General features: G+C 63.9%; 13 protein-coding genes. 8 read left to right on the top strand and 5 right to left on the bottom strand.

Annotated features, from left to right (window positions below):
* Positions 1-4 precede the first annotated feature (4 nt).
* Positions 5-1,318: a glutamate-1-semialdehyde 2,1-aminomutase gene (gene hemL, locus PV760_RS10040; protein WP_018776503.1), complete on the top strand. Its 1,314-nt coding sequence runs from the start codon at positions 5-7 to the stop codon at positions 1,316-1,318.
* A gap of 156 nt (positions 1,319-1,474) precedes the next feature.
* The gene (locus PV760_RS10035; protein ID WP_281444339.1) at positions 1,475-2,695 is read left to right on the top strand and encodes a glycoside hydrolase family 3 N-terminal domain-containing protein; all 1,221 of its coding nucleotides are present in this window, start codon (positions 1,475-1,477) and stop codon (positions 2,693-2,695) included.
* 108 nt (positions 2,696-2,803) lie between these two features.
* Here PV760_RS10035 and PV760_RS10030 read toward each other — a convergent pair whose 3' ends face one another.
* From PV760_RS10030 to PV760_RS10015, 4 genes are all read right to left on the bottom strand, one after another.
* Positions 2,804-3,541, bottom strand: coding sequence for an amino acid ABC transporter ATP-binding protein (locus PV760_RS10030; protein ID WP_018776500.1), 738 nt, complete (start codon positions 3,539-3,541; stop codon positions 2,804-2,806).
* A complete protein-coding gene (locus PV760_RS10025; protein ID WP_018776499.1) occupies positions 3,538-4,302 on the bottom strand; it encodes an amino acid ABC transporter permease in 765 nt (254 codons plus the stop codon). The genes PV760_RS10030 and PV760_RS10025 overlap by 4 nt, the downstream gene beginning before the upstream one ends.
* A 12-nt stretch (positions 4,303-4,314) precedes the next feature.
* Positions 4,315-5,265, bottom strand: a complete 951-nt coding sequence (locus PV760_RS10020; protein ID WP_026266960.1) for an ABC transporter substrate-binding protein — start codon at positions 5,263-5,265, stop codon at positions 4,315-4,317.
* Between the two features lie 319 nt (positions 5,266-5,584).
* Positions 5,585-6,295, bottom strand: coding sequence for a 3'-5' exonuclease (locus PV760_RS10015; RefSeq protein ID WP_026266959.1), 711 nt, complete (start codon positions 6,293-6,295; stop codon positions 5,585-5,587).
* 66 nt (positions 6,296-6,361) lie between these two features.
* On the opposite strand from PV760_RS10015, the gene PV760_RS10010 reads away from it, so the two are divergent.
* Genes PV760_RS10010 through PV760_RS10000 form a run of 3 tightly spaced genes read left to right on the top strand, consistent with a single transcriptional unit; the run spans position 6,362 to position 13,619 of the window.
* A complete protein-coding gene (locus PV760_RS10010; protein WP_018776496.1) occupies positions 6,362-6,778 on the top strand; it encodes an MGMT family protein in 417 nt (138 codons plus the stop codon).
* The gene (locus PV760_RS10005; protein WP_354627657.1) at positions 6,775-10,122 is read left to right on the top strand and encodes an ATP-dependent helicase; all 3,348 of its coding nucleotides are present in this window, start codon (positions 6,775-6,777) and stop codon (positions 10,120-10,122) included. Before PV760_RS10010 ends, PV760_RS10005 begins: the two co-directional genes overlap by 4 nt.
* The gene (locus tag PV760_RS10000) at positions 10,119-13,619 is read left to right on the top strand and encodes an ATP-dependent helicase (RefSeq protein WP_354627656.1); all 3,501 of its coding nucleotides are present in this window, start codon (positions 10,119-10,121) and stop codon (positions 13,617-13,619) included. The genes PV760_RS10005 and PV760_RS10000 overlap by 4 nt, the downstream gene beginning before the upstream one ends.
* 24 nt (positions 13,620-13,643) lie before the next feature.
* Here PV760_RS10000 and PV760_RS09995 read toward each other — a convergent pair whose 3' ends face one another.
* Positions 13,644-14,855, bottom strand: a complete 1,212-nt coding sequence (locus PV760_RS09995) for a macrolide 2'-phosphotransferase (protein ID WP_026266958.1) — start codon at positions 14,853-14,855, stop codon at positions 13,644-13,646.
* Between the two features lie 182 nt (positions 14,856-15,037).
* Between PV760_RS09995 and nudC the strand changes: the two genes are divergently transcribed.
* From nudC to PV760_RS09980, 3 genes are read left to right on the top strand one after another with little or no spacing between them, the layout of a single operon-like run.
* Positions 15,038-16,024, top strand: coding sequence for an NAD(+) diphosphatase (nudC, locus tag PV760_RS09990; protein WP_039242204.1), 987 nt, complete (start codon positions 15,038-15,040; stop codon positions 16,022-16,024).
* Positions 16,021-18,153 carry an ATP-dependent DNA helicase UvrD2 gene (locus PV760_RS09985; RefSeq protein ID WP_018776491.1) on the top strand — a complete coding sequence of 711 codons (2,133 nt, stop codon included), beginning with the start codon at positions 16,021-16,023 and terminating at the stop codon, positions 18,151-18,153. The genes nudC and PV760_RS09985 overlap by 4 nt, the downstream gene beginning before the upstream one ends.
* A complete protein-coding gene (locus tag PV760_RS09980; RefSeq protein ID WP_055971893.1) occupies positions 18,153-18,776 on the top strand; it encodes a M48 metallopeptidase family protein in 624 nt (207 codons plus the stop codon). The genes PV760_RS09985 and PV760_RS09980 overlap by 1 nt, the downstream gene beginning before the upstream one ends.
* Positions 18,777-18,808: the final 32 nt, after the last annotated feature.

Here is an 18,808-nt window from a genome sequence, read left to right as displayed (position 1 = left end):
AACCATGACGTCAAACACCCCTGTGTCCGATCAGCTCTTCGACCGCGCACGGTCCCTGATGCCCGGCGGCGTGAACTCGCCGGTGCGCGCCTTCGGCTCCGTGGGGGGAAACCCGAAGTTCATGGTGTCCGCCAAGGGTGCCTACCTGACCGATGCCGACGGGCAGGAGTACGTTGACCTGGTATGTTCGTGGGGCCCTGCACTGCTGGGCCACGCGCACCCGGCCGTGCTCGACGCCGTCCACGCCGCCGTGGATAGGGGACTGTCCTTCGGTGCGTCCACCCCGGACGAAGCCAATCTGGCCGAAATCGTCAAGGAGCGCGTCTCCGCCGTCGAGCGCCTGCGCATGGTGTCCACGGGCACCGAGGCGACCATGACCGCAGTGCGCCTTGCCCGCGGCTTTACCGGCCGCAACCTGATCATCAAGTTTGCCGGTTGCTACCACGGCCACCTGGACGGTCTGCTGGCAGCGGCAGGCTCCGGCGTCGCAACTTTGGCATTGCCGGGATCCGCCGGGGTCACCGAAGCTACCGCGGCGGAGACTTTGGTCCTGCCGTACAACGACCTCGACGCCGTCGAGGCCGCGTTCGCTGCGCACGGCAGGAACATCGCTGCCGTCATCACCGAAGCGGCGCCCGCCAATATGGGTGTTGTCACCCCCGGCGAGGGCTTCAACGCCGGGCTGTCCCGCATCACCAAGGAACACGGTGCCCTGCTCATCCTCGACGAGGTCCTCACGGGATTCCGCACCGGCTACGCCGGCTACTGGGGACTGACAGGCCGCCAGGAAGGTTGGGCCCCGGACCTGCTCACCTTCGGCAAGGTCATCGGCGGTGGAATGCCGACGGCGGCACTCGGCGGCCGTGCCGACGTCATGGACTACCTCGCTCCCGTGGGCCCGGTTTACCAGGCCGGCACCTTGTCCGGAAACCCTGTGGCCATGGCAGCGGGCGTCGCGACCCTGAGCCATGCAACTCCCGAGGTCTACGCCTACGTGGATGCCCGATCACTGGAACTCTCAGCCGCACTGTCCTCCGCGCTGGACGCTGAAGGGGTGGACCACTCCATTCAAAGGGCAGGCAACCTGTTCTCCGTTGCTTTCGGTACCTCGGCCCACGGTGTGCACAACTACGACGACGCCCAGGGACAGGAGAGCTTCCGCTACGCGCCGTTCTTCCACTCCATGCTGGACTCGGGCGTGTACCTGCCGCCGTCGGTTTTTGAGGCCTGGTTCCTGTCCGCGGCCCATGACGATGCCGCGATGAACCGCATCATCGAAGCCCTCCCTGCCGCTGCGAAGGCGGCTGCCTCGGCCTAGTCCGTCCCATGCCCCGGGCAGTTGCGACCGGCATATACGGTCTGCAATTGCCCGGGGCATTGCCGTGCCCGCTCAGGGTAGGCTCGTAAGTGGAAACCCAACCCCAACGAATTACGGTTTACCATGCGCAAGTCCCACACAATTGCATCCCTCAGTATGAGCATCGTCGCCGCTGGAGCCTTCGTCGCCATCGCGTCAGGCTGTTCAACCGGGACAGGATCGGGCGGGGCATCGTCCGCAGCCGGAACGTCGCAGGTGCCCGCCTCATCGCAGCCAAGCCCGGCGACGGCCACACCTTCCCCGACGACTTCCGCTGCACCGGCACCCACGGCCGGGACCCCGTCACCGGCCGAGCAACAACTTGCGGCGTTAAGCCTTGAGCAGCGTGTCGGGCAGCTGTTCATGGTGGCGGCCAAGGCTACGGGCGCCGAGCCGGGTACCATGGAAGCGCTGAAAAAATACCATGCAGGGAATGTGTACCTCAGCGGGCGAAGCAAAGCCGGCACTTCCGCCACGGCTGCAGTCGTTTCCTCGCTGACCGGGACCGTTTCGCCTGCAACCACCGGCGGTGTTCCCCTGTTTGTCGCAACTGACCAAGAGGGCGGATTTGTCCAGGTTCTCTCCGGGCCAGGGTTCTCCACCATTCCCACAGCCTTGGTGCAGGCATCATCGGGTCCGGCGAAGATTCGGGCCGATGCCGCGGTGTGGGGGAGGGAGCTTCTCGGCGTGGGAGTCAACGTCAACCTTGCTCCTGTTCTGGACACGGTGACCAGTGCTCAGTTTGCACCCTCCAACGGTCCCATTGGCCATTTCCAACGTGAGTACGGCTTTGCGCCGGAGACTGTCTCGGAGCTGGGAAACGCCTTCGCCGATGGCATGAAGGACGCAGGGGTAGCGCCGGTGGTGAAGCACTTTCCGGGTCTGGGACGCGTTGTGCCAAATACCGATGTCACCAGCCATGTGCGGGACAGCGCTACAACCCGCACAGATCCTGCCCTGGGGCCTTTCAAGGCAGCGGTCGCGTCGGGCACCAAATGGGTCATGATCTCCAATGCCTATTACGACAAAATCGATCCCGCCAATATCGCACCGTTTTCGCCCATGGTGATGGACACGATGCTGCGCGGAGATATCGGATTCAAGGGCATTGTCCTGTCGGATGACCTGTGCAGCGCGGCTCAGTTGGAGGCTTGGTCAGATGCCGACCGTGCGCTGAACTTCTTTGGTGCCGGAGGAACCATGCTGGTCTGTGCTGATCCCACCAGCATTCCGGCGATGCACCAGGCTGTAGTGAAGAAGGCCCAGGCGGACCCCGCCTTCCGCGCCAAGGTGGACGCTGCCGCCCTGACGGTGCTGCGGATCAAGAACGGTCAGTAGGACCGGCCCACGAGCAGCAAAAAAGCCCCGCCCTTCCAGTGACGGGCATTGGCATGATCGTCGGGAAGGGCAGGGCTTCTCTGCAGTTCGGCTTGAGTACTTCCGGGGTCAGAGAACGTCCGAAAGGAAGCCTTGAAGGCGTTCCGTCTGCGGGTTGGTGAACAGTTGCTCCGGGGGACCGGACTCCACCACCACGCCGGCGTCCATGAAGGTCACGATGTCGGAGACGTTGCGGGAGAAGCCCATTTCGTGGGTTACCACCACCATGGTCATGCCTCCCTTGGCCAGGTCGGTCATGAGGGCGAGGACGCCCTTCACCAGTTCCGGGTCAAGAGCGGACGTGGCCTCATCAAAGAACATGACCTCTGGCTTCATGGCCAGTGCACGGGCAATGGCAACACGTTGCTGCTGACCTCCGGAGAGGTTGGCAGGACGTGAATCGGCCTTGTGCTTCAGACCCACAAGGTCGAGCTGGGCCAGGGCTTCATCCCGGGCCTGCTCCTTGGACATGCCGCGGAGTTTCCGCAGGGCCAGGGAAATGTTCTCGGCCACTGTTTTGTGCGGGAACAGGTTGAACTGCTGGAAGACCATGCCGATGCGGCGGCGAAGCTCGTCGGGGTTGTCCTTCAGCACCGAACGGCCATCCAGAAGGATGTCGCCTTGGTCCGGCTCGATCAGCCGGTTCATGACACGGAGCAGCGTCGACTTACCCGAACCGGAAGGTCCGATGACCGAGGCCGTGGTGCCCTTCTCAACATGGAGGTCGATACCGCGCAGCACATGGTTGCTGCCGAACGACAAATGGATGTTCTTCGCGGTCAGTGTCCCTGAAGCGAATTCACTCATGCCTGTGCTCCTTTTCCAACCACTGCGGCTGCCTCATCCGGTTCCTTCTTCTCCGGGCGGCCGGCGCGCATGCGGGCATCGATCCAGTTCACGAAGTGTGTGAGCGGGATCGTTAGTGCCAGATAGAAGATCGCTGCTGCAACGTACGGTGACAGGTTGCCGCTGTTGGCTGCGGCATCCTTGCCGATCTGGAAGATTTCCCGCTCGGTCGCCAGCAGGCCAAGCATGAAGACCAAGGACGATTCCTTGATCAACGCAATGAACTGGTTGACCAGGGCCGGAAGGACGCGGCGGATACCTTGCGGCACCACTACCAGGCGCATGGAGGAGCCGTAGCTGAAGCCGAGCGCCCGCGTGGCCTCGAGCTGGCCCTTGTCAACGCTCTGGATACCGGAACGGAAGATCTCGCCGATGTACGCGCCGGACATCAGCGACAACGCCGCGATGGCCATGGGGTACGGGCTGGTGGATCCGGTGAGTTCGCGAATGATCGGACCGAAACCGAAGCCAATCACCAGGATGGTCAGCACTGGCGGGAGCCCGCGGAGAATGTCCGTGTAAATGCGGGCTACCCACCGTGCTGCCGCGTTCCGGGAAATCCCCATCAGGGCAAGCAGCATCCCGAGGGCGGTGCCAATGATGCCCGAGACGACAGCCAGGACGATCGTGTTGGGCAGGCCAACGGCGAACATCTTGGGAATGACTTGGCCCATCGCCTCCCAGTCAAAGAAGGTATCGGCTAATTGATTGAGGATATCCATGGAACGCCTTGGTTACTTGGCCGGGAGCTGGACGGCCTTGCTGCCCGGCTTCCAGCCCTGGGGGGTCTGCTCTGCGGCAGTCGGACGGTCCTTGTACCACTCGGCCGTGAGCTTTGCCCAGGTGCCGTCAGCAATGACAGCATCCAGGCCGGAGTTCAAGGCGTCGATGAGCGGCTTGTTGTCCTTGTTCACGGCGTAGGCAGTGAAGTTCTGGGTGTTGACAACTTTCTCGGCGATCTTGGTGTTGTCGCCTTCCTTGACCTGGCCTTCGGCCTGCTGCGACGGGGCAACCCATGCGTCGATCTGGCCGTTTTTCACGTTGCCGTAGACGGTGTTGTAGTCAGGGAAACGTACCGGCTCGATCTTGAGGGTGTTCGTCATGTAGTCGTCCTGGACCGTGCCCTGGACAACGCCGATGCGGAGGCCTTCCTTGATGTCGCCGAAGCCGGTGATCTTGGAGTCGCTCTTGGTCACGACGGCCATGTAGCCGAAGTCGTAACCGTTGGTGAAGCCAACAGTCTTGCGGCGGGCGTCAGTGGTCGAGATGGAGGAGGATCCGACGTCGAACTGCTTGTTGCCCACCTGGGACAGCAAAGCGGAGAAATCGGTGGAAGCGAACTCGACCTTGAGTCCCAGCTTGTCGCCGATGGCGCGCAGGAGCTCGTTGTCGTAACCGGTGAACTTGCCGGAAGGATCGATGAAGATGTTCGGCGGGGCGTCGGACAGGGTGCCTACGCGGATGGTGCCGTCGGTGATGAGGCCGAGCTTGGACTTGTCGATCTTGTCCAGGGGAGTAACGTCGGCGGTAGTGAAGCTGTCCAGCGACTTCTGGTCGCTGCCGGCGAGGGCGTCAGTGGCAGTTCCGCTGGGCTCGGAGCTTCCTCCGCCGCATGCTGCCAGGGAAATCACCAGGGCTGCGGCCACGGGGGCAACAGACAGCCACTTAGGGGCTTTGAATTTCATGAAGAAAATCACTTTCATCGGGTCATGGAGACGTTTCGCGGTGGGCGGGGAAACGGCAGCAATACAAAGGTTGGCTGTCCTAGCAGACTTCAACCCGCCAAACTTAATTATGTCACCAGCCCACAAGGGCGCCGTGAATCGAAGAAATGGTTGCTCACCCTCGATTTTCCCGAAGATAGTTCCCGCTGGAGCTGAATAGTAAGCTGACTGTTCCGGTTATGGCTCCGCGGGTGGAATTCACGCCTGAACTACGGGGCACCCGGGGGTTCCCGAAAAACGTGTGACATGCGTCGCAGAAAGCCCTTACCGGGGCCGGGAGCTAGAAACCGCCGCGGCTGGCGTCCACCGGAGGAAGCACCGGCCACTCACCCTCAATGACGGCAGTGGGCTTGCTGCGGCGCAGGTACTGCTGGAAATCCGCGGCCTGGGATGCGGCCCAGTCTACTTGCAGCTGGTGCAGCTTGGAGGCCGGCATCTGGAGTTTGGGAAACTTGCCGGCCATGGCATCCAGCACCCGGAGCGTGGCGAGGGCGTCGGCGGCAGAAGTATGCGCGTTGGTCAGATCAACCCCGTACTCCTCGCACAGGGCGGTCAGTGTGCGCTTGCCCTTGCGGTACCGGTCAACCTGCTTGTTCATCACATAGGGATCGAGCACAGGGAAGCGGCTCAGCTGGGGAACGCCGTAGCGGGCGGATTCGGCCGCCAAGACGGTGAAGTCGTAACTGGCGTTGAAAGCGATAACCGGAGTTCCGGCGTCGAACAGTTCCTGGAGTACCCCGGCGACCTCGCGCGTGACCTCCGCCGCCGGCCGCCCTTCCGCCCTTGCCTTCTCCGTGGTGATGCCGTGCACTTCGCTGGCTTCAGCGGGGATCTCCACGCCCGGATCCGCCAGCCATTCGTGTTCCGCGATGAGTTCCCCGTGGTCGTCCACCACGGTAATGGAAGCGGTGACGATCCGTGCGGAACGGGAGTTCTTCCCAGTGGTCTCGAGGTCGAATGCGGCGCGGGAGAGGGTGTTCCAGGAGCTCATGGTTTTCACGGTACCGGCTGGCACCGACACTACTGGGTAGGACACTCCTGCCGTTAGGCTGAACACATGCGGATGGAGTACGTAACGGCGGTCCTGGCCGTCGTGGACCTCGTTCCGCCTGCTTCGGCGGTGTCCTACGGCGACGTTGCCGAGCTCCTCGGTTCGGGTGGGCCGCGGCAGGTTGGTGCTGTTATGAGCCACTACGGCAGCGCCGTGGCCTGGTGGCGGGTGCTGCGGGCAAGCGGAGAAGCGCCTCCCGGCCACGAAGCCGACGCTCTCCGGCACTATCTGGAAGAATCCACTCCGCTGCACGGTGCGTACCGGGCGTTCCTGCTGACCGGCGAAGGCAGGTGGCGCGTCGATCTCGCGGCGGCCCGATGGGCGCCCACGGACGGGGATTTTGACCAACTTGATGTGATCTCCGACCAGTTGGAGCGTCGACTCCATATATTGTCGGTACCCGATGATGAAATGACTGTGTGACCGCGACTCCTGCCAAACCCCGCCCAGCATCCGCAGCCCTCCGGCTGCTGCCGCCGCGGCAAACCCATTACGCGGCCCCTGCCTTGTCTCCCGACCAGCTCGCTGTGGTCTCCCTTCCACAGGGGAGCGGGCCGATCCTCGTGCCCGGCGGTCCTGGAACCGGCAAATCCACCGTACTCGTGGAGTCAGCTGTCCGCCGTGTCCGCGAGGACGGGCTGGACCCCGAAGAGATCCTCATCCTTGCCCCGGGCCGCCATGCGGCCGCTGCCCTGCGCGACACCTTTACGGGTCGGCTGGACCGCAGCCTCAGTACGACGCCGGCCCGCACCTGGGCGTCCTATGCTTTCGATATCATCCGGCGCGCCAAAGCTGAAGGTGTCCTGCCGCTGGCGCGGCCCCCCAAGCTCCTCTCCGGTCCTGAGCAGGATCTCATCATCAAGGAGCTTCTGGAGGGCCACTCGCGTCCGGGCTTCCAGTTGCCCTGGCCGGATGACCTGGCCGCGGCGCTGCCCACCCGGGGCTTCCGCCATGAAATCCGCCAGTTGTTCGATCGCATCATCGAGTCCGGACGTACAGCTGACGATCTGGTTGGCCTGGCCTACGAGTGCGGAAGGCCCGACTGGATGGCCGCCGCAGAACTCTACAGCGAATACAGGGACATCCTCGATCTCCGTATGCCGGAGGCCTTCGACCCCGCCGGGATCATTACCACTGCCCGGCAGATATTCCAGGACTCCCCGGACTTCCTGGCTGAAGAGCGGCGGCGCCTTCAGTTGTTCCTGGTGGACGACGCCCAGGAATCCAACCCCGCGGTGTTCGAACTCCTGGCTGATGTTGCTGAGGGTAAGGACGCCGTGGTGACCTACTCCCCGGATACCGTGGTGCAGGGTTTCCGTGGCGCACGGCCGGATCTCGTAGCGGAGCTGCCGGCACTCCTGGGCGGTCCGGAGCGGGCCGTCCTGGAACGGCCCCTGTCCATGACGCACCGCCACGCTCCTGCGGTGGCTGAGGCCTGGTCCCGGGTAGCGGCCCGTATTTCGCAGCGTTCCGGCGGTCAGTTGGCGAGGCAGATGGAACAGCCCCCGCACGCCGGGGCTGAAAATACGGCACTTTTCCCCGAGGGCAGGGTGGAAGGCCACGTGCTGCCCTCCGCCGTTCACGAGATGCGTTACGTCACCCAAAGAATTCTTGAAGCGCAGCTGCGGGATGGCCGCGAATTCAGCGACATCGCGGTGATTGTCCGCAATGGCGGGCAAATCTCACAGTTGCAGCGCTACTTGGGTGGACAAGGCATTCCGGTGCGGGTTCCGGTGGCAGACTCTGCTGTTCGCGACGAAGTCGCAGTGCGTCCCCTTCTTGAAGCATTTGCCGTTGTGTTGGACCCGGTCAAGCTGACCCCCGAGACCGCTGTATCACTCCTGACCTCCCGCATCGGCGGGGCTACGGCCATTGAACTGCGAAGACTCCGTCAGTCACTGCGGCGTGAGGAACTTCTTGGAGGTGGCGGCCGGTCCAGCGACGCGCTGCTGGTGGAGGCCCTGCTTGAACCGGGTGCGTTGGCATCGCTGGGTATCGAGGGCAGTGCTGCCCGACGACTCGCTCGAACAATCTCGGCCGGTGTTGCAGCCGTCGCCGAACCCGGAGCCAACGCCGAATCAGTTCTCTGGGCGTTGTGGCAAGCCACGGGCTTGTCCCCACGGTGGGCCGAAGCAGCCTTGGAAGGCGGTGCCGCCGGGGCCCGTGCCGATCGGGACCTTGACGCGATGATGGCGCTCTTCCACACTGCCGAACGTTTCGTGGACCAGCTTCCTGGCTCAGGGCCGGAGCAATTCCTTGACTATTTGCTGAACCAGGAGCTGCCAATGGACACGCTGGCAGCACGCGCACAACTTGAAGACTGCGTGGAAATCATGACCCCCGCCAGTGCTGCCGGGCGGGAGTGGCCGGTGGTGATTGTCGCCGGCCTCCAGGAAGGTGTCTGGCCAAATACCCGCTTGCGCGGCGAACTCCTGGGCAGCACGGTGTATGCCGATGCCGTGGAGCACGGGGTGGATTACGCCCTGGGCCGGGGACCGCTCAGCCGGCTCCGGGATATCCGGTACGACGAACTGCGAAGCTTCTCCACCGCCATCTCACGTGCACGTGAGGTCCTGATCTGCACGGCTGTCTCCTCTGAGGATGGGCAACCGTCCGCATTCCTGGACTATGTGGCTCCCTTGGGCCAAGGGGAATACAAACGCAGTTACACCCCCGTGGACCGTCCCATGACTTTGCGGGCCCTCGTGGCGGAACTCCGGCAGCACGTCCAACTGGACGAGTCCTCCGGCCAGGAGCCGGCGGCTGCGCAGGAGGCCGCCCGGATACTGGCCAGGCTTGCCAGCTCGGAGCCCCCGGTTCCTGGCGCGGATCCGGACACCTGGTGGGGCCTGGCGCCCCTGAGTTCCATGGACCCGGTTGTACCCCCGGGCGGCACAGTCTCCGTTTCACCGTCCAAAGTGGAAGCGGTCCACAAATCCCCGCTGGACTGGTTTGTCCAGGCCGCCGGAGGAGAGGCGGCCACCGATTTCGCACGCAGCCTGGGCACCCTTGTCCACAGCATTGCCCAGGACCTGCCCGAGGCTTCGGGCGGAGAGTACGTGGCCGAACTCGTCCGCCGTTGGCCTACGTTGGGGATGAAGGACAACTGGGAGGGGCGGCTGGACTTCCAGCGGGCTGAGCTCATGGTCCGGAAACTGGCCCAGTATGTCCTCATTATGCGAAGCGAAGGCAGGAGCCTTCTTGCGGTCGAGCACGACTTTGAAGTCCAGCTTCCTGACGTCAGGCTTGATGCGGTACCCGCCGGGGACCTGGACCCCGAAGGCCTCCAACGTCACGCCGTGCTCCGCGGTCAGGTGGACCGGTTGGAGCTTGATGCCGAGGGGCGGCTGGTCGTCGTCGACCTCAAAACCGGAAAGCGCCAGCCGGGCAAGGCAGAAGTCGCCAACCATCCGCAGTTGGGCGCCTACCAGGCGGCAGTTTTGAAGGGTGCGTTCCAGGACGCCGCGCCGTCCGGAGAAGAACCTGGTCCCGGGCTCCCCGCAGAAACGACGAAACCTTCCATGCCCGGGGGCGCTGTGCTGGCCCAACTCGGTACCAAGACCAAGAGTCCGGCTGTTCAGCAGCAGGACCCCTTGGAGTCCGGTGATAACTGGGCTGAGGCCTTGGTCAATGAGGCCGCAGCGTTGATGGCCGGCGCAACGTTTGAAGCACGGCACGATCCAGGCAAAGGCAGTCATGGCGGACATGGTTGCCGTCTTCCGGACATTTGCCCACTGTGCGCGCGAGGAAAGCAGGTTACCGAATGAGCACTGAACTCCTGGACGGTGTGGGGGCCTCCACATTCGATGGCGGCGCGGGTACCCCGGAGCCCCGTTTTACGCCGTCGCAGCTGGCGGACATCCTGGGCGAGAAGAACCACCCCACGTCCGAACAGTCGGACATCATTTCTTCCGCACTGACGCCGCGTCTGGTCATTGCCGGAGCGGGTTCCGGAAAGACCGCCACCATGGCCGACCGTGTGGTGTGGCTTGTCGCCAACGGCTGGGTCCGCCCGGAAGAGGTCCTGGGCGTGACGTTCACCCGCAAGGCTGCTGGAGAACTGGCCAGTCGAATCAGGAGCAAGCTGGCCACACTCCAGCGGGTGGCCGCCGAAGACGATGGCACCATCGGATTCCCGGCGGACCTGCTCGGCGCTGATGATCTGGAGCCCAGGGTTTCCACTTACCATTCGTACGCCAGCGCAATTGTGTCCGACTACGGCCTGCGGTTGGGGATAGAGCGTGATGTCGTCCTGCTGGGTGGCGCGCAGTCCTGGCAGTTGGCCAGCGAAGTCGTAGAGGCCTACGACGGCGACCATGAGCACTTCACAGCCGCAAAGTCGACGTTGGTCAACGGTGTCATCCAGTTGGCAGGTGAATGCGCCGAGCATCTCCAGGACCCCGCCATGGTGCGTGAATGGGTGCTCGAACGGGTGCGGGGATTCGAACAGCTTCCCTACGTGGCCGGAGCTAAGAAGAACCCGACACAGGCCGCCGGGGAACTGGCGGCGATGCTCCGGACCCGGGCCAGCGTGGCTGACATGGTGGTCCGATACCAGGAAGCCAAGCGCCAGCGCGGGGTCCTGGACTTCGGGGACCTGGTGGCTCTGGCTGCCCGGATTGCGCGGGACATCCCTCTGGCAGCCGCCACGGAACGCGCGCGGTACAAGGTGGTGCTCCTGGACGAGTTCCAGGACACCTCGCACGCCCAGTTGGTTCTGTTTTCGCGGCTCTTCGGCCAGGGCCACGCCGTCACCGCTGTCGGTGACCCCAACCAGTCCATCTACGGATTCCGGGGCGCTTCGGCCGGTCAGCTCTTCCATTTCGTGCAGGAGTTCCCGGTCGTTCACAAGGCCGCAGGGGAAGATTCGACGTCGTACGCCGTGGCACCTACGTCCTACCTGACCACTGCCTGGCGGAACGGAAGGAACATCCTGCAGGCAGCCAATACCATCGCCGCGCCCTTGAACAAGGCTGCGGGCGCCGGCGCAGCGGCGGGGGAGAAAACGGACTCCGGGACCGTTTCCGTCCCGCCGCTGGTACCCAGTCCTGCCGCTGGTGACGGCAGCGTGGTCATCGGGCGGTTCGGAACTGATGAGGACGAGGCTGCCGCGATCGTCCGCGATGTCCGGCGTTACCAGCGGACTGTGTTCGAAGAAGAGGCCGACGGTACACCGACGAAACCGACCATGGCGGTTTTGTGCCGCCGGCGCGCCCAGATGGAGTGCCTCCGCCGCGAGTTCGAACTGCAGGGAATCGCTTACGAGATCGTCGGCTTGGGCGGACTGCTGGACACCCCGGAGGTCGTGGATGTTGTGGCCACCCTGCGCGTCCTGGCTGATCCAGGACGTTCTGATGCCCTGATGAGGTTGCTTGCCGGGGCACGCTGGCGGATCGGTCCGGCGGACCTGATGGCTTTCAGCGACTGGTCCAGGTTCCTCGCCCGGCGTCGGTCCGCCCCGGACGCACAAGGTGAAGCGAGCGAAACCGACGAGGAAGCATCGGCCGTGGTGGTGGAAAGCGATATCACCGACGCCGCCAGCCTGGTGGAGGCCCTTGACTACCTGCCCAAGCCGGGGTGGACTTCCGGCCATGGAAGGAGCTTGAGCGGTGCGGCCTTGGATCGCCTGAACACCCTTGCCGCGGAACTGCGCTCCCTGAGGAGTTTCATCGGCGATGACCTCACCACGCTGCTGGGCGAGGTGGAGCGGGCCATGCTCCTCGACATCGAAGTTGCCGCCAAGCCGGGGGTCAGCATTCATCAGGCGCGACGAAACCTGGATGCCTTCCAGGACGCCGCGGCGAACTTCCTCCAGACCTCGCAGCGGATCGACCTTCTGGCCTTCCTGTCCTGGCTGGAGGCAGCCGCCTCCGAGGAAGGCGGCCTGGACGTCGCACCGCCGGAAACCAACCGCGAAGCCGTGCAGTTGCTGACCGTCCACGCCTCCAAGGGCCTGGAATGGGACGTGGTCTTCGTACCCGGCCTCAACGCAGGTTCGTTCCCCAGCAACAGGGACTCCCGGTGGAGCACCGGCGCCGCGGCATTGCCGTGGCCCCTGCGCGGAGATCGCGCCGACCTTCCTCAGTGGGACCTTGACCAGTCCGACCAGAAGGGCTGGCTGGATGCAGAGAAGGACTTCAAATCGGAAGTCCAACACCATGGTGAAGCTGAGGAACGCCGCCTTGCCTACGTTGCTTACACGCGGGCAAAGTTCGTCCTATGGGCCTCCAGCGCAGCGTGGAATGGTTCGCGCTCGGGGATAGCCGGGATGTCCGCCTTCCTTTCGGAGCTGGCGCCGCTTGCCGGGCTGGGGCAGGAAGGCGACGGACGTTGTGGCATTGCCGCGCAGGCCGACGTCCACCCTGATTCCGTGTCAGAAGAAGCCTTGCCCGACACCAGCCCTTTGACGACTTCGCTGGAGATAGCTCAATTTCCCTACGATCCTCTTGAAGGACCGTCCGACCCGAGGACCGGAGCCCGCCTCAGGCTGGCGCCTGGCCGTCGGGAGGCCATGGACCGGGCCGCAGCAATGGTGCGGGCATACATGGAAAATCCCGACAACGAACATTCCTCGCCCCCCTTGGGCGGTGCGGCCGGAAAGTGGTCGCAGGAAGCTAAGCTCTTGCTGGACCGGCAAAGGCGACGGAAGGCAATCCACGACATCCATCTGCCCAGCCATATCTCCGCGTCACTTTTCGTGGACCTCGGCGACAACCCTGCGGCCGTACTGTCCCAGCTCCGCAGGCCTGTTCCCCGGGAACCGGGAATCTCGGCGCGCAAGGGTACAGCGTTCCACGCCTGGGTGGAGGAGTACTTCGGTACGACAGGAATGCTGGACCTCGACGAGGCACCCGGCTCGGACTCGCACATTGATGAGGCCTATGGGCTGGATGACATGGTGGCTGCGTTCAAGCAGTCCGAGTGGGCGCAGCGTGCTCCGGCCTTCGTGGAGGTGCCCGTGGAAACCCGTATCGGTGACGTGGTTGTCCGCGGCAGGATCGATGCCGTGTTCCGTGACGCCGATGGCCGGTGGCAGTTGATTGACTGGAAAACCGGACGACGTCCGGCAGGAAGACAACTGGCAACGCGCGCGGTGCAGCTGGCCGTGTACCGGCTGGCGTGGGCGCGGCTCAAGGACGTGCCCCTGGAGGAAGTCAGCGCAGCGTTCTACTACGTGGCCGAAGACGCAGTGGTGCGCCCGCATGATCTGGGCAGCGCCGAGGAACTCGAACAGATCGTTGCCGAGGCCTTGAAAGCCAAGTGAGGTCCGGGCGAGGACAAATGAAGCCTAGGAACGGTCCGCCGTGTGCAGTGGCGTGACCACGCTGATGGCGGCCGTGGATGTATCGTCATGGTCGCTTGAGGCATCGCCCCCGGCCCGGGCGGAATCCGCCGAGGCTGTCGTATCAGGCGAGTCAGTCGACCCTTCGGCAGCCGGCTCGGCAGCGGGGATTGCTGCCACCGAAACTGTTGGACCGGCGTCGGGAATTGCCACCACGCTGACCGCAGGTTGGTGGGCGGCAGCCATCGCGGCCTGATGCTCCGCAATTTCCCTTTCGGCGGCTTCCGCCTCTTCATCGCGGCGTGCCTGGTCCTCTATGTCGCTGGCGAGGGACTGCAGCATGGACTCAGCTTCCGCTGTCATGCTTTGATGTCCGGCTGCCATGGCCTTGACCAGATATTGGGCCAGTGCGAACTCTGCCAGCAGGGCAGCGCGGCGTAGCAGGTGGGCGTCCGGGGTCTCCCTGCGGGCCTGGGTGTAGTGGTCCAGCACTGCTTCCACAAACGACGTTTCGTTGGAGGCCACCAGCCACGCGAAATCGTCGGCAGGGTCACCGATCCGCAGATCAGTCCACCCAGTCACTGCGGTGACGTTGTCGCCCTGGACCATCAGGTTGTCTTCGTGGAGATCGCCGTGGACTACGGAGGTGTTGAACCGCCACAGGGCGACATCCTCCAGGGCATGCTCCCACCTGCGCAAGAGCGTGGCAGGAATCTTGCCCGTTGTTGCCGCCTGATCCAGTTCGTTGAGCTTGCGCTGCCTGAATTCATTGGCCGAATAGCTGGGAAGGTCTGCATTGATGACCAGGCTCAGCGGAAGATCGTGGACAGCAGCCAGTGCCGCACCGATTTCCTTGGCCAATGCCGGGCTGCTGGCCGAGAGTTCTTCGATGGACAGCACCGATCCCTGAAGGTGGGCATAAACGAAGGTAGTGAGAGAGCCCTGCCGGACGGTGCCGGCAATGGTGGGCACATGGAAGGGCAGTTCGGCCCGGACGGCAGGGGCGAAGGCCCGGAGCACCATGAACTCGGTTTCGAGGCGTGTGCTCGCCTCAGGATGGCGCGGCGAACGGACCCGCCAGCGTTTGCCTTCCGCGTCCAACAACGACGCGGAGTCGAAGTCTGCGTTGTCGTCGGGGGAATAGGCTGTAGCCGTCGGCGCCAAACCAGGCACCGCCGCGGTTGCTATAGCGGCCAGTTCGAGCGGTGTTCTTCTCACCTCTCCACGGTAGATTGAGTGCGGCCGATGGCCATGATGCAGCGCGGCGAGTCTTCAGATCCGCGTCAAATCGACAGCGGATCGGCCCAAAAGACCGGCCTGGCTGCGTGCCGGCACCCGCTCTCCACAAGCGGCGGGCCTTTCAAATGTTTTTTGTCGGTACGAGTCAGTACGGTAGATACATGAGTCATACGGAGTCGCCGGCGCTTGCCAACCACCTGATGGACACTGTTCTTCCCGTCCGCCCTGCCATGGTGGATCGCGGTTCGGGCGTCCGTATGAAACCCGGCATGGTTGAAGACGTCATCGCTTCAGGCACTGCCAAGGCCATGGTCATCTCGCAGCGCAAAGCGCTGGTGACTGCGGAGGGGCTCTGGTTCGGCGACGCCACCGCCCTGTGGACCGCACTGAAGGAGTCCGACGCCGGTGCTGCCGCCATCTATTTGGGTACCACCTTGATGTCGTCCTCGTTGCCGGAAGGAACCCCGGTCCTCCTGTTCACAACCGCCGAGCCCCCGGTTGCGGGAACGGCCACGATCCCCTCGGACGTCGAGTGGGCCGGGTTCCGGGATGTGGCTGCCACCTTGGATGCCATGGACACTGCACTGTTCATCGAAGCCAGTGCGATTTCCAACTGGCATGCCACCCACACGCACTGCCCGCAATGCGGCAACCCCACGGAGGTTGAAGCGGGCGGCTGGGTCCGGCGCTGTCCCAAGGACAACTCTGAACATTACCCGCGCACCGATCCTGCCATCATTGTCACCGTGGTGGGACCAGATGGTCGTCTCCTGCTGGGTGGCGGCGGACCCGTGGACGCCAAAAACTACTCAACCCTGGCTGGATTCGTGGAGCCGGGCGAATCCCTGGAACAAGCTGTGGTGCGGGAAATCGGAGAAGAGGTGGGTGTCCGCGTGACGGCCTGCCAATACCTTGGCTCGCAGTCCTGGCCTTTCCCCGCGTCCCTCATGCTGGGGTTCACGGCCACCACTGACGACGCCGTTGCCAGGCCGGACGGCGTGGAAGTAACACGGGCGCGGTGGTTCAGCAGGGATGAGCTGCAGGAAGCTGTGCTCAGCGGCGAGATCACGATTTCCACGCGGCTTTCGATTGCCCGTTCCCTGATCGAGCACTGGTACGGCGGCGTCATCGAAGATCTCCAGCCGTGACAGAGGTGTTTTTCGACGCCGGTGGCTCACTTGAGGAGCGCATCCTCGGCGGCTTGGACGACGAGCAACGTGAAGTGGCAAGTACCCTGACAGGTCCCATGTGCGTGCTGGCCGGAGCTGGTACCGGAAAGACCCGTGCCATCACCCACCGCATCGCTTACGGTGTCCACTCAGGGGTCTACAGCCCTCAGCGGCTGCTGGCCGTGACATTCACCGCGCGGGCCGCTGCCGAAATGCGCAGCAGGCTTCGCGATCTTGGCGTGGCCAATGTGCAGGCCCGCACCTTCCACGCCGCGGCTTTGAGGCAGTTGCAGTTTTTCTGGCCGCAAGCCATTGGCGGCACCTTGCCGAATCTCTTGGACCATAAGGCCAACATGATCGCGGAGGCCTCCCGCCGCTTGCGCCTCAGTACGGACCGCGCTTCCATCAGGGACCTGGCGGCGGAGATCGAATGGGCAAAGGTATCCATGCTGACGCCCGCCAATTACCTGGAGAACGCCCAGGGCCGTGGGACACCGGGCGGGTTCGACCTGACGGCAGTTTCGCGGGTTTTCCAAGCATACGAGGACATCAAGACTGACCGTAACGTCATCGATTTCGAAGATGTCCTGCTCATTACAGTGGGAATTCTCCAGGAGGATCCCAAGGTGGCTGCGACCGTTCGCGAGCAGTACCGGCATTTTGTGGTGGATGAGTACCAGGATGTTTCCCCGCTCCAGCAGCGGCTCCTGGATTTGTGGCTTGGTGGCCGCGATGAGTTGTGCGTGGTCGGAGACGCCAGTCAGACCATCTATTCCTTCACAGGAGCCTCTCCCAAGCACCTGTTGGGATTCAAAACGCAATTCCCTGGTGCAAGCGTGGTCAAGCTCATCCGTGACTACCGGTCCACACCCCAGGTCGTGAAGCTGGCCAACGATCTTCTCGGATCCCGGCGGAGCGGGGGACCCGTCGCCGATGCCGCATGGGCGCCGCCCCTCAAGCTCGTGGCCCAACGACCGTCCGGTCCGGAACCGAAGTTCATGGAGTGCCCGGACGACGAGGCCGAGGCAGCTGTCGTCGCAGGCAGGATCCAGGAGCTGCTCGATGCCGGGGTCCAAGCCAGCGAGATAGCCATCCTTTTCCGTACCAATGGTCAATCCGAGGCTTATGAACAGGCGTTGGCATCTGCGGGCATCGGTTACCAGCTTCGTGGTGGTGAACGGTTCTTCGCCCGAAAGGAAGTCCGTGATGCCATCCTGCAACTCCGGGCTGCCACCCGGGCCGTTGCGGAGGGCCCCCAGGAGCCCCTGGGCCAGATCGTTCGGGACATCGTAGCGTCCCTGGGATACACCGAAGCTGCGCCGCATAACGGGGGAGCCCTCCGTGAGCGCTGGGAGTCTTTGGCCGCGCTGGTTGCCCTGGCTGACGAGTTGGCTGTGAGCCGCGGTGAGTCATTCACGTTGGCTGAGTTCGTCAACGAGCTCCAGGAACGTTCCGTGGCCCAACATGCCCCGACGGTCCAGGGCGTCACGCTTGCTTCGCTCCACTCTGCCAAGGGCCTCGAATGGGACGCAGTGTTCCTGGTGGGCCTCAGCGAAGGCCTGATGCCGATCTCCTTCGCCGATACGCCCGAAGACGTGGACGAGGAACGGCGGTTGCTCTACGTGGGCATCACCCGCGCACGTGAACACCTGAACCTGTCATGGTCAACGGCCCGCACACCCGGCGGGAGGGCCAACCGTAAACCATCGAGGTTCCTGGACGGCCTTCGCCCCGACTCCGTGGCGTCCGCAAACGCCCGTAGCAGGACAGGCCCGGTGCGCAGGAAAGCTGCCGCACCGGCGTCGTGCAGGGTGTGCGGAAGCATGCTCGCCACCGGCGCTGAACGGAAGGTGGGACGCTGCAACCAATGCCCGCCCTCTTACGAGGAACAAACGTTCGACGCCCTGCGGCAATGGCGCAAGGACGAGGCAAAATCCGCCGATGTCCCTGCCTACGTCGTTTTCACCGACGCCACCTTGACGGCAATCGCCGAGGCGAAACCGACCTCCCTGGAAGAGCTGGCGGGCCTGGCCGGCATCGGACCGTCCAAGCTGGAGCGCTATGGCGAAGCTGTCCTGGCGGTCTTGGCGGAGAGCGCTGTTCTCTGATGGCAGGCGCACGGGCAGGGGACCGCGACGTGCCCCAGGTGACCGACGACGGAGCTCCGGTTGTCGTGCGCCGGTCAACAAGGCGGCGTCGAACGGTCGCAGCATTTTGGGAAGACGGCAACGCCGTGGTCGCTATCCCGGCGAGCTTCACCAAGTCCCAGGAGCGTGAATGGGTACGGCGCATGCTCGCCAAACTTAAGAAGCAAGGCGAGCAGCGGTCCGGCAGGAGCAAGCGCCGCCCCGCAACTGATGAAGTACTTGCTGAGCACGCCGCGCATCTTTCGCGTACCTACCTCGGCGGGCGTGCTGTCCCGTCGTCGGTCCGTTGGGTCGGTAACCAGAACTCGCGGTGGGGTTCGACGACGCCCGCAGATGGCAGCATCAGGTTGTCCAACAAGCTCCAACCCATGCCGCAGTGGGTGATTGATTACGTCCTGGTGCACGAGCTCGCGCACTTGCTTGTCGCAGGGCATAACGCGCACTTTTGGTCGTTGGTTGATGCCTACCCCGAGACCCAGCGGGCCAAGGCCTTCCTGGAGGGAGTGGCCTTCGCGACGTCGAGGGGGCTCACCGGAGAAGCCGGCCCCGAAGACCACTCCGATACAGCCTCGGACGAGGATTAAAGCAGCAACGGCCGCCTTTCGAGGCGACCGTT

Source organism: Paenarthrobacter sp. CC6 (genome assembly GCF_040560085.1).
GTDB lineage: Bacteria > Actinomycetota > Actinomycetes > Actinomycetales > Micrococcaceae > Arthrobacter > Arthrobacter nicotinovorans.
This window is presented reverse-complemented; position numbering and strand designations above follow the sequence as displayed.

What these genes read in the sequence shown, in the direction of transcription:
- hemL (WP_018776503.1), top strand. Translation starts at nt 5, where the DNA reads ATGACGTCAAACACCCCTGTGTCCGATCAGCTCTTCGACCGCGCACGG.
- PV760_RS10035 (WP_281444339.1), top strand. Translation starts at nt 1,475, where the DNA reads ATGAGCATCGTCGCCGCTGGAGCCTTCGTCGCCATCGCGTCAGGCTGT.
- PV760_RS10030 (WP_018776500.1), bottom strand. Translation starts at nt 3,541, where the DNA reads ATGAGTGAATTCGCTTCAGGGACACTGACCGCGAAGAACATCCATTTG.
- PV760_RS10025 (WP_018776499.1), bottom strand. Translation starts at nt 4,302, where the DNA reads ATGGATATCCTCAATCAATTAGCCGATACCTTCTTTGACTGGGAGGCG.
- PV760_RS10020 (WP_026266960.1), bottom strand. Translation starts at nt 5,265, where the DNA reads ATGAAATTCAAAGCCCCTAAGTGGCTGTCTGTTGCCCCCGTGGCCGCA.
- PV760_RS10015 (WP_026266959.1), bottom strand. Translation starts at nt 6,295, where the DNA reads ATGAGCTCCTGGAACACCCTCTCCCGCGCCGCATTCGACCTCGAGACC.
- PV760_RS10010 (WP_018776496.1), top strand. Translation starts at nt 6,362, where the DNA reads ATGCGGATGGAGTACGTAACGGCGGTCCTGGCCGTCGTGGACCTCGTT.
- PV760_RS10000 (WP_354627656.1), top strand. Translation starts at nt 10,119, where the DNA reads ATGAGCACTGAACTCCTGGACGGTGTGGGGGCCTCCACATTCGATGGC.
- nudC (WP_039242204.1), top strand. Translation starts at nt 15,038, where the DNA reads ATGAGTCATACGGAGTCGCCGGCGCTTGCCAACCACCTGATGGACACT.
- PV760_RS09980 (WP_055971893.1), top strand. Translation starts at nt 18,153, where the DNA reads ATGGCAGGCGCACGGGCAGGGGACCGCGACGTGCCCCAGGTGACCGAC.